We start from the raw sequence: 16382 nt of genomic DNA, 5'->3' as shown, positions 1-16382 counted from the left end.
ACCCGCGCGGCCGAGTACGTCGTTCAGGCCCAGCCGAGCCACGTCAGGACGGTCTGGACGAGCAGGATGGTGGACATGGCGGCGACGGCGAGGACGACCAGGGCGGCGGCGATCCGATAGCGCGGTCCGTTGGCCGCGGAGCCGAGGACCGAACGGCGGTTGGTGAGGACGAGCAGATAGACCAGGACGACGGGGCTGATCAGCCCCTGGAGAACCTGGGTGCCGATGAGCAGCTGGATCACGTTGACCGGCGTGAGGGCCACGGCGGCGCCGAGGATGATCTGGGCGGTGAACAGGCCGAGGAACAGCGGCGCGTCGCGGAAGCGGCGGGAGACCGAGCGCTCGACCCCGGCGGCCTCGCCGATGGCATAGCTGGCCGACAGCGGCACCACCGCCCCGGCCAGCGCGGAGGCGCCGATCAGGCCGAACGCGAAGAGCAGCTCCGCGCCCTGTCCGGCGACGGGTTCGAGTGCTTGGGCGGCCTGGGCCGCGGACTGCAGCGGTCCGCTGCCGCCGATGACCGCGGCGGTGGCGATGATGATGGTCAGGCTGATGAGGCAGGCGAACACGGCACCCAGTACGGCGTCGGCCCGGATGAGCTTGTAGTCCTCGGGCTTCGCGCCGCGGTCCACGACTCCGGCGGCGGCGTAGAACTGCATGTAGGGGCTGACGGTGGTGCCGATCAGCGCGACCGCGAGCAGGATGAACGCCTGGCTGCTTTCCATGTGGGGCAGTGCCAGATGGGAGCCGACCCGGCCCCAGTCGGGATGGCCGAGGACCATGGCGACGGGATAGGCGAAGAAGGCCAGCGACATGATCAGGAAGATGCGTTCGGCCCATCGGTAGGAGCCGAAGAGCACCAGGGCCCACAGCAGCAGGGCGGCCGGCGGGATGACGGCCCACTTGGGTACGCCGAGGAGTTCGAAGGCTGCGCCGATGCCCGCGAATTCGGAGACGACCAGGCCGGTGTTGGCCAGCAGCAGACAGCACAGGGCGAGTGCGGTCAGGCGCAGGCTGAACTGCTCGCGGATCAAAGCACCCAGGCCCTTGCCGGTGTGGGCGCCGAGCCGGACCGCCATCTCCTGGACCATCACCAGGGCGATGGTGACCAGCACCATGAAGAACAGGGTGCCGTAGACGAACTGGGAGCCGGCCGAGGCGTAGGTCGCGATGCCCGCCGCGTCGTTGCCGGCGTTCGCCGCGACGAGGCCCGGGCCCGCGACCGCCGATACGGCGACCACCCTGCGCCACCCCGTTCGGGGCGTCCGCCGCCGCGTGCCGTGCGGGGCGGTGTCCTCCGCGGCGGTGTCCGTGTCGCTCGTCATCGCAGGAACCTCCGGAAGTGGCGCCGCCCGCGCTCCGGCAGGAGGGCGTCGAGAATGTCGTCGGCGAGCAGGCGTCCCAGCGGGGTCTCGTTCTCGTCGACGACCAGCAGGGACGAGGCGCGCGAGGCGAGCAGATGGTCGGCGACCTCGTCGACCGGGGTGTCGGGGCGCACCGCGACCTGTGGCCCGAACTGGGCGAGCCAGTCGACCAGTTCACCCATGGTCGAGCTGTCCTCGGCGACGGTGAGATGGAACAGCGGTACGTCCGCGATCAGCCGTCCGCCGGTGTCGACGACGGCGACGGCGTCGATCTCGGTGCGGTGCTCGGCCTGTTCGGCGAGCCGGCCGCGGACCCGGGCGACGCTGTGCTCGCGCAGCGCGGTGACGAGCCGCGTGGTCATGGCGCCGCCCGCGGTGTCCTCGGGGCGGGCGAGCAGTCCGCGCAGCCCGGTGGCCTGGGTGGGGGCCATGCGGTCCAGGAGGTTCGAGCGCTCGCCCGCGCCCAGATCGCGCAACGCGTCGACGGCTTCGTCGGGTTCCATCTCGCCCAGCATCTGAGCGGCGTACGAGGGCCCGGCCTCCCGCAGCAGGTTCTCCAGCTCGCCGGGCTCCATCTCCTCCAGGGCGTCTGCGGCGTGACCGGGTTCGAGCCAGGTCAGCAACTGCTGCCGCTCGGCGCGGCCCAGATCCTCCAGTACGTCCGCCAGGTCCGCGGGCCTGAGCCGGTGCAGCGAGGCGCGAGTGCCGCGCAGGCTGACCTCGGCCGGCCCTTCGGTGGCGTGCTCGGCGAACGGCGCGATCGACTGCCAGTCCAGTACGCGCTCGGGCGTGGGCCGGGCCTGCCAGCGCCGGGGTCCCAGCCTGCGCAGCAGGGTGGGCAGCGAGACGTCCACGCCCACCAGGACGATGCGCTCGGCCAGCGGGGCGAGGTACAGGTCGGCGGCGCGCGTGACCTGAATGCCGTCCACGTCGACGAGTTGGTGGTCGAGCACGTCCCGGGCGAGCAGCACCTCACCCGGTCGGCGCTCGTACTCGCGCAGATCCATCCGCGCGGTCCGCAGCCGTACCCGTCCGGCGTCGATCTGCTCGACCGTGTCGATCTGGAGGAAGGCGCGCCGGCGTCCGACCCGGATGACGAGCCCGGTCACGGGCGGATAGGAGTCGGTTCCGTACAGCCGCGCGACCACGTCGACGACACGGCCGACGTCGTCGCCGGCCTGGTTGGTGACAGGGCCTTTGACCAGGCCGGCCACGGACACCAGGGAGCCGCGCACCGTCTTGGCGGCGAGGGCGCGGCGGGCGAGCTTGACGCGGCGGTCGCGCAGCCGCGCGGAGGTGGTCATGAGGAGATGGCTGGCAGACAAGGCGAACTCCCTGAACCCGCCACGGCGGGACCGGGCAACACCGGGTCACGGCAGGCGCGTTCCGCGAACCGAACGAGCGGGGCTCGAACGGGACCGCGGGGAGCGGCGGTTATCCGGTGTCGCGGAGAGACGGCGAAGAACACAGCAGGGAGGGCCGACTATGGCCCGGACCACTGTCCATCCCGCCTCCCCCCGCTCGTGAGCACCCGGTGCTCCGCTGTCACACCCCATGCCCGTGTGGCCGGATCGACACTCGGAGGTGCCCGGACCGGTCACACCCCAACCTCCGCCGGTGGAGGCCCCGATGGGCGCGAAGTGCTTCCGCAGCATACTGGAAACACTTGCCTAGTTGCGCAAGCGGTGCTTAGATCCGGGCAGCTGTCGAACAGGGGCCTGCCGCATGAAAATCTCACGTCACCGACCCGGCGCGGTCGGTACGGCTGCCGCGACCCTCGGTCTCTGCGCCACGATCGAAGCGCTGGGCTTCGCGTACGCCCCGCCGGGAGCGCGGGCGCTGCTCTGTAGCGCCGCGGCGGGCACGGCCGCCGCCGGCCTGGTCCTGTTCCTCGCCCACCGGCGAGCGAGCCGAAACGGCGCATGGCCGGGCTCCGACGCCGGGGCGGCAGCCGCTTGCCCCGACGCGCGGCATCAGGACCACTTCCCGATGGACGCCCTGCGGCCGCTGCTGCTCAGGGCCGACCCGCCCGGCCTGAACACCTGCTACCTGGCCTGGACGCTCGCCCTGCGCGGCCACGACGCCCCGAGCCTCATCGGCCTGCTGGGTCTGCGGGCCGATGCGGCATGGCTCCTGGCGGAGCGGGCCGGCAAGTGCCGCTCCCGCGGCTCGACAGGGCGCGTCCGCCGGACTCCCCGCGCGTACCGGATCCTGCTGATCGAGCGGCGGCGCGCGGTGCGCAGAGCGGCCCAGCGCCTCACCGAGCGGCCACCGCACGTGTCCGCCGACGCCATTCTCGGCGACCTCGACGCCTGTATCGCGGCCCTGCACCGAGCGGCCGTGGACGCCTGGCGCACCGGCGTTCCGCTCCAGGCCATCGCCCAGGACGCCCGGCTCCCCGTGGCCACCGTCCAGCAGTGGATCGCCTCGTACCGGACGCAGCACGGCAGGGACGGGATTCCGGGCCCCGACGCCGACACTCCGCGATGAGGCCGGGGCCGGAGCCCAACGGCACCGCGGGGCCCAACCGCCGCTTCCCCAGGGGTGGTTGTGGGTAGACCTCACCCATGGCTGACGCGGTGGACGGAGACGAACTCCTGCGGCGCATTCGCGGGGCCCGTGACTGGGCGATCGAGGAGGAGGCCAGGCTCCGCGCCGAGGCCGACGCGGCTCCCGGAGCGCAGGGGGCTTCCGGGCCTGCCGAGCTGGCCGGCGCGTTCACGGTGGTGCGATCGGTGCTCGACAAGATCATCGAACCGGGCAAGCACCCGGACATCGACCGGGCGCCGAGCGGACCCGGCAGCTGAGGGCCCCCGGCGTGGCCCCGGCCCGCGTGCGGCGGGCGGGGGCGAACGCTCAGCTGTGCGGCGGCCGGGTCGCCGTCTCCAGGTAGAAGGCGTCGATGCTCTGCACCGCCTGCTCGAACTCCTGGAGGTTGACCGGCTTGGTCACATAGGCGTTCGCGTGGCTGCTGTAGGCGTCGGTCACGTCGTCCGGGGCGGAGGACGTGGTGAGGACGACGACCGGAATGGTCTGGAGGGCCTCGTCGGTCTTGAGGACCCGGAGCAGCTCGCGGCCGTTCATGCGGGGCATGTTGAGGTCGAGCACGATGAGGTCGGGGCGCACCTTGGCGGGGTCGCGGAGGTGTTCGAGGGCGGCCACTCCGTCGGTGGCCTGCACCAGATTGCGGGCTCCGCGCTCGGAGAGCGCTTCCTCGATGAGCATGGCGTCGGCGATGTCGTCCTCGACGAGCAGAACGTCGAAGGCGCGGGCGGGGGCGGTCGTCATCGATGGCTCCGTGGGTGCTTCGGGGGAGTGGTGGAAGAGTTCCGGCCAACGCCGGCGGGCACCTTGACGCGTCAGGCCGCATGCTTCGCCGATCTGGGGGTACCCGGCTCCAGCATGTGCGGCTCGCTCGGCCGCGGACCGCTGGAGACGTTCGGCGGACCGCTGGACCTGGACGAGGACGTGCAGCAGGGTCAGCGCCTGCGCTGTGCCATCGCCCTCCGGCTGCCCGGGATCGCGCAGCAGGTGCCCGGCGATGCGCCGCGCAAGTTCGTCGACCGCCCGGTCCGTGACCTCGGCCGTCTCCTGCGACGAGGTCCGGGATGGGTAGTTCTTGCCAGGCATGTCTGGCACCTTAGGCCCCTGAGTGGCCCCGCGACAACATCTGTTGTCGCGGAGGCTCTACAGTGTGCGCGGCGCCGATTCGTGGCGGCACAGGCGGAGGGGTGCAGGGATGACCGGCGAGGAGGAGCTACCGCATGGGCGGCGGCTTTCCGGGTGGACTACGCGGCGGTGGCTGCGCGTCGGGGTGGCCGTCTCGTTGGCCGTCCTGACCGTGCTGGGCGCGACCGGGGCGTGGGTGCTGGGGCGTACGGCCTCGATCAGTGACGCCCTGGTGAAGGTGAAGTCCCCGGCGTTGAGCACCTCGTTCCGGCTGGAGTCGGCGCTGCTCAACCAGGAGACCGGGATCCGGGGCTACGGGCTGACCGGCGCCCCCGATTTCCTCAGGCCGTACCAGCAGGGTCTCGCCGACCAGAAGACGCACATCGGCACGCTCTCCCGGCTGGTGGGCGACGATCGTGCCGAACTCGGCGATCTGCGCGGCGTCCAGGACGCGGTCGAGACGTGGCAGGCACGGATCGCCCGGCCGATCGCGGCCTCACCCGCCGGGGCGCCCTCGCCGCTGGCGACCGAACGGGCGGCGGAGGGCAAGACGGAATTCGACGCGCTGCGGGCCGCCATGGCACGGCAGCAGGAGCGCCTCCGGGCCGACCAGGACGCCGGGCGCGATGACCTGGCGGCCACCATGCGGCTGCGGAACTGGGTGTTCGCCGCGATCGCGCTGGTCATCGCCGCGCTGGCCGGGCTGATCTTCGAAGCGATGCGCCGCGGCGTCACCAAGCCGCTGGAGCGGCTCGGCAGGGACGCCCGCAGCGTGACGGCCGGCGACTTCGGCCGCCCCATCGTCGCGACAGGGCCCGCGGACCTGCGCCACCTCAGCGGGGAGATCGACGCGATGCGGCAGCGCCTGGTGCGGGAGCTGGAGGTCAGTGAACAGGCGCGGCAGCATCTGGACGTACAGGCGGCCGAACTCCAGCGCTCCAACGCGGAACTCGAACAGTTCGCCTATGTGGCCTCGCACGACCTCCAGGAGCCGCTGCGCAAGGTCTCCAGCTTCACCCAGCTCCTCCAGCGCCGCTACGCGGGCCGGCTCGACGCCAAGGCCGACCAGTACATCGCCTTCGCGGTCGACGGCGCGAACCGCATGCAGACCCTGATCAACGACCTGCTGGACTTCTCCCGGGTGGGCCGGGTGCACCACACCCAGGAGAGCGTCGCCCTCGATGCCGTGGTGGAGAGCGTGCTGTCCGCCCTGAGCGTCAGCATCGAGGAGACGGCCGCCGAGATCAGCTGTGAGGAACTGCCGACCCTGGTCGCGGATCCCACACAGATGGGCATGCTGTGGCAGAACCTGATCGGCAACGCGGTCAAGTTCCGCCGCCCCGGACAACCGCCGCGCATCCGCGTCACGGCGGCCCGGGAGGGCGGGCTGTGGCGGTTCTCGGTCACCGACGACGGCATCGGCATCGCGCCCGAGTACGCCGAGAAGGTCTTTGTGATCTTCCAGCGGCTGCACACCAAGGACGCGTACAGCGGCAGCGGCATCGGCCTCGCGATGTGCAAGAAGATCGTCGAATTCCACGGCGGCACCATCGCCGTCGACCCGCGATACACGGGCGGCGCCCGCATCACCTTCACCCTCGCCGAAGCACCCCCGGCAGCCGCCGGACTGCTCCTGGAGACCGAACCGGCGCGCGGCGGAGCCGAGTTGGGGCAGAGCGCGGGCACGGAGCCGGCCGCGATCCGGTCCGGGGCGGAGCCCACGTCATGACCAGCTCGGCGACCACACTCCACGGCACCCGGCCCGGGGAGCCGGTGTACCGCGTCCTCCTGATCGAGGACGACGAGGGCGACGCCCTGCTCGTCGAAGAGCTGCTCCACGACACGGGCCTGCGCTTCGAACTCACCAGCCGGTCCAGCCTGGCCGACGCCCGTGCCGACCTGGCCGCGGCGCCCCTGGACTGCATCCTGCTCGATCTGCACCTCCCGGACGTGGCGGGCACCGACGCCGTCACCACCGTCCGCTCCCTCGCCCCGCACACCGCGGTGATCGTCCTGACGGGCCTGTCCGAGGCACAGGCCGGCCCCGAGGCGATGGCGGCCGGTGCCCAGGACTACCTCGTCAAGGGCAAGGTGGAGGCGGAGCTCCTGCGCCGCACCGTGAGCTACGCCGTCTACCGAAGCCAGACCGAACGCGCCGGCGCCGAGGCGCAGGCCGCCCGGCTGCGCGCCGAGGAGATGGCCCGCCTGGAGCGGGGCCTGCTGCCGCAGCCGATCCTCGAAACCTCCACGGTGCGGGTCACCTCGCGCTATCTCCCCGGTGGCGAACTGGCCCTGCTCGGCGGGGACTTCCTCGATGTCGTCGAGTGCGACGACGGACTCCTGTGCGCCGTCGTCGGCGACGTCAGCGGCCACGGCCCGGACGCGGCCGCGCTCGGCGTGTGCCTGCGCATCGCCTGGCGCTCGCTGGTCCTCGGCGGACATCGGGGCCCGGAACTGCTGCACCTCATGGAACGCATCCTGATCGCCGAACGGGACAGCCACACCCTGTTCGCCACCTGTGCGCTGCTCACCCTTGAGGAGAAGACCCGCACCGCCACCCTCCACCTGGCCGGCCACCACGAGCCGCTGCTCACCACCGCGACGGGCACCCAGGAGGTGGCCGCCGCGCACGGCATCGCCCTGGGCATCGCGCCCGAACAGCGCGACTGGCCGGCCACCGTGGTCCCGCTTCCCGACAGCGGGGCGCTGACCCTCTACACCGACGGCCTCACCGAGGGGCACAACGGCACGGCGGACGGCCGGCTCGGCGTCGAAGGCCTGCTCGGCCTCATCCGCCGGCTGCCACCGACCGACCCGGCCGCCCATGTGGACCGTCTCATCAAGGAGACCTACGCACTGAACGCCGGACGCCACTCCGACGACCTGGCCGTGCTCCGCCTCGACTGGGGAGCCGTCTGACGGCGCCCCCGCTGAACGGGGCGGATGCCGAGCCGACGCTCGGCTAGGCTCAGAGGTCTGTGCATACTCCGCCGAGAGATCGACCGGCGGCCGGAAGGGGGTCGGGTGAGAGCGGCACGGGCGTTGGCGACGCTGGACGAGGTCGGGCTCGGAGACCACGTCTGCTGGCGCATGGACCCCACGGCGGCGCTCCTGGCCGACGCGCGGGCCTTCGTGGCCGACGGCGCCCTGTACGGGGACAAGATCGTCGTCATCGGCGGCATGGGCGAGACCTTCGACCTTCCGCGTGATGCCGTGCCCTCGGCCTCGGTCGTGCTCGACTTCTCGGAGGCCGCGGACAGCGCCTCGGTCCTGGCCGCGGTGCGCCGTGAGGCGCGTACCGCGCTGCGGGAGGGCTTCCGCGCGGTCCGTGTCCTCACCGAGCGGGTTCCCAAGGCGGCTCCCGAGGGGGTCGAGGAGCTGCTGGACCAGGAGCTCAAGCTCGACCAGTTCGCGTCGGAGAGCGGTGCGATCGTGGTGTGTGCCTTCCGGCCGTCGCAGTGGAACGCGCCTACGCTGGACCACATGGCATGTGTGCACCCCCATGAGGTGGGCACACGTGCTGAGCGCCCGGCCTTCCGGATGTTCAGCACGGGTGCCGACAGTTGGAGCGTGGACGGGGTGATCGACTCGGAGGGCGCGGCGGCGTTCAACGCGGCGTTGCGCGCGGCGATCGTCCAGGCGCCCACCCTGACGCTGCGGTTCGACACCCTCGAAATGATCGACGCGGCCGGGATGCACGCCCTCGTCGACGCATCCCGCCGGCTGCCGTCCCGCCGCATCCTCGTGGAGGGCGCCAACGACACCGTCCGCCTGTGCTGGGAACTCGCCGGCTACCAGGCGGCCGACCTCTCGGTGGTGATGGGCGCATGAGCGTCTCCCGGACGTCGAAGACGTCCGCCGGACAGGAGTCCCCCTTCCGGCACGAGCTGTACCCGTACCGGGGTGACACACAGTTCCTGACGGGCACGCTCGGTTTCATCCGTGAGGCCCTCGACGCGGGGGAGGCGATCATCATCGCCGTCCCTTCCGACAAGGCGTCGCTGCTGCGCGGGGAACTCACCGACGAGCCCGCCGTCACGTTCGTCGAGGCGTCGACGGCCGGACCCAACCCCGGCCGCCACATCGCGGCCTGGACGGCCTGGATGAGCGAACAGGGCGAAGGGGGAAGGCCGGTCCGCGGCATCGGGGAGACCGCGTGGCGCCTGGCGCGCAACGCGTCGCACCTCTCCGAGCTGCGTTACAACGAATGGCTGCTCAACCGGGCCTTCGCCCGCAGCCAGGCGTGGTCGATGCTGTGCCCCTACGACGCCGCCGACGAGGACCGCAGCGCGCTGCGGTCCGTCTCACGCTGTCATCCACTGATCCACCAGGACGGACAGTCCGTACGCAACGAGGACTACCTCAGCGCCGACGACTACGTCTTCGACGCCCTGCCCGATCCCTGCGATCCGCTCCAGGAGCTGGCCTATACGCACGGCGACCTCTCCGCGGTCCGGTCGAAGGTCGCCCAGTGCGCCTCCGACGCGGGCGTGCCCGAGGACCGGCTGCCCAAGCTGGCGGTGGCCGTGACCGAGATCGCCACGAACAGCATCCGGCACGGCGGGGGGAGGGGAACGCTGCGGACCTGGACGCGGGACGCGACCTTCCTGTGCGAACTCCGGGACGCCGGATACATCTCCGACCAGCTGGCCGGCCGCACCCGCCCCACGGCGGAGCAGATGGGCGGCCGCGGCCTCTGGCTCGCTCATCAGCTGTGCGACCTGGTCGAGATCCGGTCCACCCGTGACCAGGGCACGACGGTCCGGCTCCACATGGACATCCCGCAGTAACCGTCCCGCAGTAACCACCCCGCGGGGCCGTCCCGCGGCGGACGAGGCGCCGACGGCCCGTTCCGTACCCTGGGTGCATGCGCATACGTCCCACCCTGAGCTGGACCCCCACCGGGGAGATCGCGCCGGGCACCACGGACCTGGGGCCGGTCGCCGAAGCGCTGGGCGCCGGGGGAGTGCTGGTCCTCAGCGGGGCGGGCATCTCCACCGAGTCGGGCATCCCCGACTACCGGGGTGAGGGAGGGAGCCTGAGTCGGCACACCCCGATGACCTACCAGGACTTCACGGCCGGCCCTCAGGCCCGCCGCCGGTACTGGGCCCGCAGCCACCTCGGCTGGCGCACCTTCGGCCGCGCCCGGCCGAACACCGGGCACCTGGCAGTGGCCGCGTTCGCGCGGCAGGGCCTGCTCTCGGGCGTGATCACCCAGAACGTCGACGGTCTGCACCAGGCCGCCGGGAGCGAGGGCGTCGTGGAGCTCCACGGCAGCCTGGACCGCGTCGTCTGCCTCTCCTGCGGCGCCTTCAGCCCGCGCCGCGAACTGGCGGGGCGGCTGGAGGAGGCCAACGCGGGTTTCGCGCCGGTGGCGGCCGCCCTCAACCCGGACGGGGACGCCGATCTCACCGACGAGCAGGTCAAGGACTTCCAGGTGGTGCCCTGCGCGCTCTGCGGCGGCATCCTCAAGCCGGACGTGGTCTTCTTCGGCGAGACCGTGCCGCCGCGGCGGGTCGAGCACTGCCGGGCGCTGGTCGGCGAGGCGTCCTCGCTGCTGGTCCTCGGCTCCTCCCTGACGGTGATGTCCGGCCTCCGCTTCGTCCGCCAGGCGGCCCAGGAAGGCCGGCCGGTGCTGATCATCAACCGTGATCCGACCAGGGGCGACCGCCACGCCACCACACGTATCGCACTCCCTCTGGGAGCGGCCCTCACCACCGTGGCGGAGCGGCTGGGGATCACCCCCGCTCCCATGAGCGAGCCGCCGCTGGAGAACGCCGAGAGGCCGTGACCGTCCTTGGAGCCCGAGCCCGAGCCCGAGCCCGCGTTCCCGGCCGCGCCGCCCCTGCCCGGCCGAGTTCCAACCAGGGCTGCCCGGGCGAGAGTTGACAGAGCGTCAGGTTATGGGCGTCCGCCTCGCGCCGAGACCTGGGCCGGGCGCGGACCGGGTCAGGCGTGCAGCGCGTCGATGGCGTCCTCGACCGTGGGCTGGAAGTTGAAGAGCTGGTCGAGGCCGATGATGCGGAACACGTGCATCAGGTCGGGGTTGACGCCGACGAGGGACAGCGGGGCTTCGGCCTGACGCGCCCGCCGGTCGGCGCCGATCAGCACGGTGATGCCCGTGGAGTCGCAGTAGGTGAGCCCGGACAGCTCGATCAGCACCGGGGCCTCGGGGCCGAAGGCGGTGTCCTGGATGAGCCGGGAGAGCTGCGGCGCCGTGTGGTGGTCGAGTTCGCCGGCCACGGCCAAAACCGTCGCCCCGCGGGAGTGGGTGTGTCGGGTGGCGGTCAGAGTGGGGTCGGTCACCGGTTCTCCTGAGCGGACGGGGGCGTGCGGTGGGGCGGGACGGACAGGGCGGGCAACGCGGTGTCGTCGCTCACCCCAGTACCCAGTTCGGCGAAAAGCGTGTGCGCCGCGGGCGTCGAACTGCCGGTCCCGCGACAGGCGCGCGCGGGACAGGCGCGCGCGGACGGCGGGCCGGCCCCAAGTTCGCCGAACGTGCTCTCGCGCGGTGCCGGAGCCGCGGGGTGGCCGCCGCCGGTCGGGGCGAGGATCGAAGGGGCGGCCGAGGCAGCGCAGAAGGGGCCGAACAGCGCGGTCGGCCACCGCTCTTCGCCGCGGGCGACGGCACGGACGTCCCGGTGCACGGCGTGGTCGGCCGCCGCCATGTCACCCCCCCGCCCCTCCTGGTCGACCGTGCCTGTTGGTGCCGGACACGGCTGTCCTATCCTACGGATCACGTCAACGGGCTCGGCCCGGATGGTCCGGCGATCATGCGGGTATCCCATGGTCGAGCGGGCACGACGCGCGGAGGGGCGGCAGCACGACCGGCACCGACAGGTGCTCGGGCGACGGCTGCCGTGAACGAAGGGGTGGGCAGTGACGCGTTCCGAGGATGCCGAGCCGGAGGCCACGGCGGCGGCCGGAAGCGATGTGTTCGGCGCGGACACGGAGATCGGCCGGGACCTGGCTCTGGTGGACTGGGCGGCGACCACACCGCTCGGGGACCCGGAAGGCTGGCCGCAGAGCCTGAGGACGACCGTGAGCATCCTGCTGTCGTCGAAGTTCTCGATGTGGATGGCCTGGGGACCGGAACTGACGTTCTTCTGCAACGCCGCCTACCGGCGCGACACCCTGGGCCGCAAATACCCGTGGGCGCTGGGACGGCCGGCGAGCCAGGTCTGGGCGGAGATCTGGAGCGACATCAGCCCCCGGATCGACACCGTGCTCACCACCGGCGAAGCCACCTGGGACCAGGCGCTGTTGCTGTTCGTGGAGCGCTCCGGGTACCTGGAGGAGAGCTACCACACCTTCTCCTACAGCCCGCTGCGGGACGACGCGGGCCTCGTCGTCGGCATGCTGTGCGTGGTCAGCGAGGAGACCGAACGGGTCATCGGGGAGCGGCGGATGGCCACGCTGCGCGACCTGGGGTCCGACCCGAGCGTGGTGCGCACCGAACAGGAGATGCTCGACTTCGCGTGCGTACAGCTGAGCCGGAACCCGCACGACCTGCCCTTCACGCTGACCTATCTGTTCCAGGACGACGGCAGTGCCGCGCTGGCCGCCGTCACCGGACTCGACGACGGCCATCCGGCCGCCGAGAAGCTGCTCCCGGCGGGATCCGAGACCGTGTGGCCGACGGGCGCTCCGGCGCGGGGCGAGACCGTGCTGACGCCGCTGGACGGCGCCACCTTCGCGGATCTCCCGACGGGGGAGTGGGCCGAAGCGCCCTTCCAGGCGATGGTGGTGCCCCTGCGGCAGCAGGGCGGCGCCCCGTACGGATTCATGGTGGTCGGTCTGAACCGGTACCGGGATCTCGACGACGGCTACCGCGGCTTCGTCGAACTGGTCGCCGGCCATGTCGCCACCGGCGTCGCCAGTGCCCGCAGCTACCAGGCGCAGCAGCGCCGCGCGGAGGAACTCGCGGAGCTGGACCGGGCGAAGACGACGTTCTTCTCCAACATCAGCCACGAGTTCCGTACGCCCCTGACCCTGATCATGGGGCCGGTCGAGGAGCTGCGACACCGGCTCACGGACGAGGCCGCGCGGGCGGAACTGGAGGTCATCCACCGCAACGGGCTGCGCCTGGGCAAACTGGTCAACACCCTCCTCGACTTCTCCCGCATCGAGGCCGGCCGGATGCAGGCCCAGTACGAGCCGGTCGACCTGGCCGCGGTGACCGGCGAACTGGCCAGCGTGTTCCGCTCCGCCGTCGACCGGGCCGGTCTGGACTTCCGGGTCGTGTGCCCGCCGCTGCCCGAGCCGGTCTTCGTCGACCGGAGCATGTGGGAGAAGGTGGTTCTCAACCTCCTCAGCAACGCGCTGAAGTTCACCTTCGACGGCTCGATCCGGGTCGCCGTGGGCATCGAGGACGGCATGGCGGTGGTGACCGTCGACGACACCGGGATCGGGGTCGCGGCGCAGGAGATGCCGCGCCTTTTCGAGCGGTTCCACCGCATCGAGAACGCCCGTTCCCGCTCCAACGAGGGCAGCGGTATCGGCCTGGCGCTGGTGAAGGAGCTGGTCGGACTGCACGGCGGCGACATCGGCGCCACCTCCGCCGAGGGCCGGGGCACCAGCTTCACCATCCGGCTGCCCTTCGGCTCCGCGCATCTGCCCGCCGATGCCGTCCTCGCGGAGGCGGGCCCGGGATCGGCTGCCATGGCCGACCCCTTCGTACAGGAGGCCCTGCGCTGGCTGCCCGGCGAGCAGTCCACGACGATGCCGGTCCCGGTCGGGAGCGACGCGAACGCGAGCGCCGACGGCCAGGACGCCGGCGCCGAGCAGGCCCATGTGCTTGTCGCCGACGACAACGCCGACATGCGCGAGTACCTCATGCGGCTGCTGCGTGGTGCGGGGCACCGGGTCAGCGCGGTGAACGACGGCCGACAGGCGCTGCGGGCCGTCCGCGCACAGGCCTTCGACCTGGTGATCAGCGACGTCATGATGCCCCACATGGACGGACTCGCCCTGGTCGCGGCGCTGCGGGCGGACTCACGGACCGCCTCGGTCCCCGTGCTGCTCCTGTCCGCACGGGCCGGACAGGAGGCGTCCATCGAGGGCCTGCGGGCGGGCGCCGACGACTACCTCGTCAAGCCGTTCGCGGCCGCGGAACTCCTCGCCCGGGTCCGGGCGAACATCGAGCTGGCACGGCTGCGCAGCCATCACGCCCGCTGGCGCACCGCGCTGGTGGACTCCCTACAGGAAGCCTTCTTCGTCTGCGACGAGGACGGCGCCGTCGTCGAGATCAACACGGCGTTCACCGACATCCTCGGCTACGGACCCGAAGGCCTGCCCTACCGTCCGGTCCACCCCTGGTGGCCCGACGCCACCGACTCCGAGGCACACCAGCAGGTCAGCGACGCCTTCGCGCTGCTGCTCGGCAGCACCAAGGGCTCCTACACCATTCCGATCACCCACCGGGACGGCCACCGGCTCTGGGTCACGGCCACGTTCAACCAGGTCGACGATCCCGACACCGGCCGCCGGGTGACCGTCGGCACCTTCCGGGACGTGACGGCCGAGCACTACGCCATCCAACGCGAAAGCGCCCTGGCCGCCCTCGGCACCTGCCTGGCCCGGGCCACCAGCCTGCCCCAGGCGCTGGCCGGGGCCCTGGACGAACTGAAGAAGATCTGGCGCGCCCGCTGGGTCATGGCAGCCGTGTTCGACCACGGCGACGAGCCCACACTGACCTCCACCGACGGGACACCGCGCTGGGCGGAACTGCCCGCCGGACGGCGCGACACCCTCAACTCCCTTCGCCAGGGGCCGATCCTGACCCCGGCCGCCGACCCCACCGGGGCCGGTGTCCTCCTGGAGTTCCCCGACGGCCCGCTCGCCCTGTGGATCGATCTGGGCGAGAACCGGCCCTTCACCGGCGAGGACCAGCTGCTGCTCTCCCTCCTGGCCGGCCACCTCGCCCAGGGTCTGCACCGGGCCCACCAGTTCGACCAGCAGCGCGAGACCGCCATCGCCCTGCAACGGGCCATCCTCGGCCCCGCGCAGCTGCCCGACGGATTCGCCGTCCGGTACGAGCCCGCCACCCAGCCCCTGGAGGTCGGCGGCGACTGGTACGACACCGTCGGCCTGCCGGACGGCCGCATAGGCATCGTCGTCGGTGACTGTGTCGGCCGGGGCCTCGAAGCCGCCAGCGTCATGGGTCAACTGCGCAGCGCCTGCCGGGCGTTGCTGCTCCAGGACGCCAGCCCGGCCCAGACGCTGATGGCCCTGGACCAGTTCGCCGCCGGTGTTCCGGGCGCCGTCTGCACCACCGTCTTCTGCGGTGTCCTAAACGCCGACACCGGACAGCTGACGTACTCCAGCGCGGGCCATCCGCCCGGCATCCTCGTTCACCCGGACGGCACCACCCGGCTCCTCGAAGACGGGCGGTCCCTTCCGCTGGCCGTCCGCACCGGCAGGCAGCGGCCCGAAGGCACCTGCGTCATAGCGGCCCGGTCCACGCTGCTCCTGTACACCGACGGCCTCGTCGAGCGCCGCCGCCGTCCGCTCAGCGCGGGCATCGACCAGGCCAGCGAGGCCCTCCAGGACGGCCGCAACACGGCGGTCGACGAGCTCGCCACCGATGTCATGTCCAAGCTGGCGCCCGTCGGCGGGTACGACGACGACGTCGCCCTGCTGCTCTACCGCCACCCGGCCCCGCTGGAGATGACGTTCCCCGCCGAGTCCTCCCAGCTCGCCCCCGTGCGCAAGTCGCTGCGCAGCTGGCTCGACCAGTGCGACCTGCCCCCCACCACGGTGCAGAACGTTCTGGTCGCCGCCGGCGAGGCGTGCGCCAACGCCATCGAGCACGGCCACCGCGACACCCCCGGCGAGACCATCCACTTCCGGGCCGAGGCCTACGTCGACAATCTGCGCCTGACCATCGCCGACACGGGCCGCTGGAAGGCTCCGGAGCCGGAACTCAACACCCATCGCGGGCGGGGGATGAGACTGATGCGGGCGCTGATGCAGCACGTCACCGTCACCCCCGGACCGTCCGGAACCACCGTCGACATGCACACGAGGATCGTCTGATGACCACTGCCCTGACCCTCACCCATGGACGACGGCCCGACGGAACGGGGCTGGTGACCGCGGTCGGCGAGATCGACATGAGCAACGCCGGTGAGCTGGCCGCCGCCCTCGCGACCACGGCCGGCCCCCTGGTCCTCGACCTCACCGGTGTGGACTACCTCGACAGCGCCGGCCTCAGCGTCCTGTTCCCGCACGCCGAGCGGCTCCAACTCGTCACCAACCCGCTGCTGGACCCGGTCCTGACCATCTCGGGCCTCAGCGACCTCACCACCGTCCACGGCGGGTAGCCCGCGTCCGGACGCCCGGCCGCGG

Annotated in this window: 14 protein-coding genes; 9 read left to right on the top strand and 5 right to left on the bottom strand. The window is 72.1% G+C overall.

Annotated elements, in window-relative coordinates:
* Positions 1 to 23: 23 nt before the first annotated feature.
* Positions 24 to 1325, bottom strand: a complete 1302-nt coding sequence (locus tag CG740_RS32310; protein ID WP_100578865.1) for an NRAMP family divalent metal transporter — start codon at positions 1323 to 1325, stop codon at positions 24 to 26.
* Positions 1322 to 2689: a magnesium transporter MgtE N-terminal domain-containing protein gene (locus CG740_RS32305; protein WP_100578864.1), complete on the bottom strand. Its 1368-nt coding sequence runs from the start codon at positions 2687 to 2689 to the stop codon at positions 1322 to 1324. Before CG740_RS32305 ends, CG740_RS32310 begins: the two co-directional genes overlap by 4 nt.
* A gap of 400 nt (positions 2690 to 3089) precedes the next feature.
* Between CG740_RS32305 and CG740_RS32300 the strand changes: the two genes are divergently transcribed.
* A complete protein-coding gene (locus CG740_RS32300; RefSeq protein ID WP_100578863.1) occupies positions 3090 to 3854 on the top strand; it encodes a hypothetical protein in 765 nt (254 codons plus the stop codon).
* Between the two features lie 77 nt (positions 3855 to 3931).
* Entirely contained in the window at positions 3932 to 4171 is a 240-nt protein-coding gene (locus CG740_RS32295) for a hypothetical protein (protein ID WP_100578862.1), read from the top strand.
* A gap of 49 nt (positions 4172 to 4220) precedes the next feature.
* Here CG740_RS32295 and CG740_RS32290 read toward each other — a convergent pair whose 3' ends face one another.
* The gene (locus tag CG740_RS32290; RefSeq protein ID WP_100578861.1) at positions 4221 to 4994 is read right to left on the bottom strand and encodes a response regulator; all 774 of its coding nucleotides are present in this window, start codon (positions 4992 to 4994) and stop codon (positions 4221 to 4223) included.
* A gap of 109 nt (positions 4995 to 5103) precedes the next feature.
* On the opposite strand from CG740_RS32290, the gene CG740_RS32285 reads away from it, so the two are divergent.
* From CG740_RS32285 to CG740_RS32265, 5 genes are all read left to right on the top strand, one after another.
* Complete coding sequence (locus CG740_RS32285) at positions 5104 to 6762, top strand: sensor histidine kinase (RefSeq protein ID WP_100578860.1); 1659 nt, start codon at positions 5104 to 5106, stop codon at positions 6760 to 6762.
* Complete coding sequence (locus CG740_RS32280; RefSeq protein WP_100578859.1) at positions 6759 to 7952, top strand: PP2C family protein-serine/threonine phosphatase; 1194 nt, start codon at positions 6759 to 6761, stop codon at positions 7950 to 7952. The genes CG740_RS32285 and CG740_RS32280 overlap by 4 nt, the downstream gene beginning before the upstream one ends.
* Before the next feature lie 105 nt (positions 7953 to 8057).
* The gene (locus CG740_RS32275; RefSeq protein ID WP_100578858.1) at positions 8058 to 8864 is read left to right on the top strand and encodes an MEDS domain-containing protein; all 807 of its coding nucleotides are present in this window, start codon (positions 8058 to 8060) and stop codon (positions 8862 to 8864) included.
* Positions 8861 to 9823: a sensor histidine kinase gene (locus CG740_RS32270; protein ID WP_100578857.1), complete on the top strand. Its 963-nt coding sequence runs from the start codon at positions 8861 to 8863 to the stop codon at positions 9821 to 9823. The genes CG740_RS32275 and CG740_RS32270 overlap by 4 nt, the downstream gene beginning before the upstream one ends.
* Before the next feature lie 77 nt (positions 9824 to 9900).
* Complete coding sequence (locus CG740_RS32265) at positions 9901 to 10824, top strand: NAD-dependent protein deacetylase (protein ID WP_100578856.1); 924 nt, start codon at positions 9901 to 9903, stop codon at positions 10822 to 10824.
* Positions 10825 to 10982: 158 nt separating this feature from the next.
* Here the strand turns inward: CG740_RS32265 and CG740_RS32260 are convergent, their stop codons facing one another.
* A complete protein-coding gene (locus CG740_RS32260) occupies positions 10983 to 11339 on the bottom strand; it encodes an STAS domain-containing protein (RefSeq protein ID WP_100578855.1) in 357 nt (118 codons plus the stop codon).
* Entirely contained in the window at positions 11336 to 11701 is a 366-nt protein-coding gene (locus CG740_RS32255) for a hypothetical protein (RefSeq protein ID WP_100578854.1), read from the bottom strand. The genes CG740_RS32260 and CG740_RS32255 overlap by 4 nt, the downstream gene beginning before the upstream one ends.
* 211 nt (positions 11702 to 11912) lie before the next feature.
* Here CG740_RS32255 and CG740_RS32250 point away from each other — a divergent pair, with 211 nt between their 5' ends.
* Both CG740_RS32250 and CG740_RS32245 read left to right on the top strand, forming a co-directional pair.
* Complete coding sequence (locus CG740_RS32250; protein ID WP_100578853.1) at positions 11913 to 16070, top strand: SpoIIE family protein phosphatase; 4158 nt, start codon at positions 11913 to 11915, stop codon at positions 16068 to 16070.
* The gene (locus CG740_RS32245) at positions 16070 to 16357 is read left to right on the top strand and encodes an STAS domain-containing protein (RefSeq protein WP_100578852.1); all 288 of its coding nucleotides are present in this window, start codon (positions 16070 to 16072) and stop codon (positions 16355 to 16357) included. The genes CG740_RS32250 and CG740_RS32245 overlap by 1 nt, the downstream gene beginning before the upstream one ends.
* Positions 16358 to 16382: the final 25 nt, after the last annotated feature.

The organism is Streptomyces sp. CB01201, from assembly GCF_002803085.1.
GTDB lineage: Bacteria > Actinomycetota > Actinomycetes > Streptomycetales > Streptomycetaceae > Streptomyces > Streptomyces hundungensis.
Note: the sequence above shows the minus strand (reverse complement) of the source record. Positions and strands in the feature narration are given on the sequence as shown.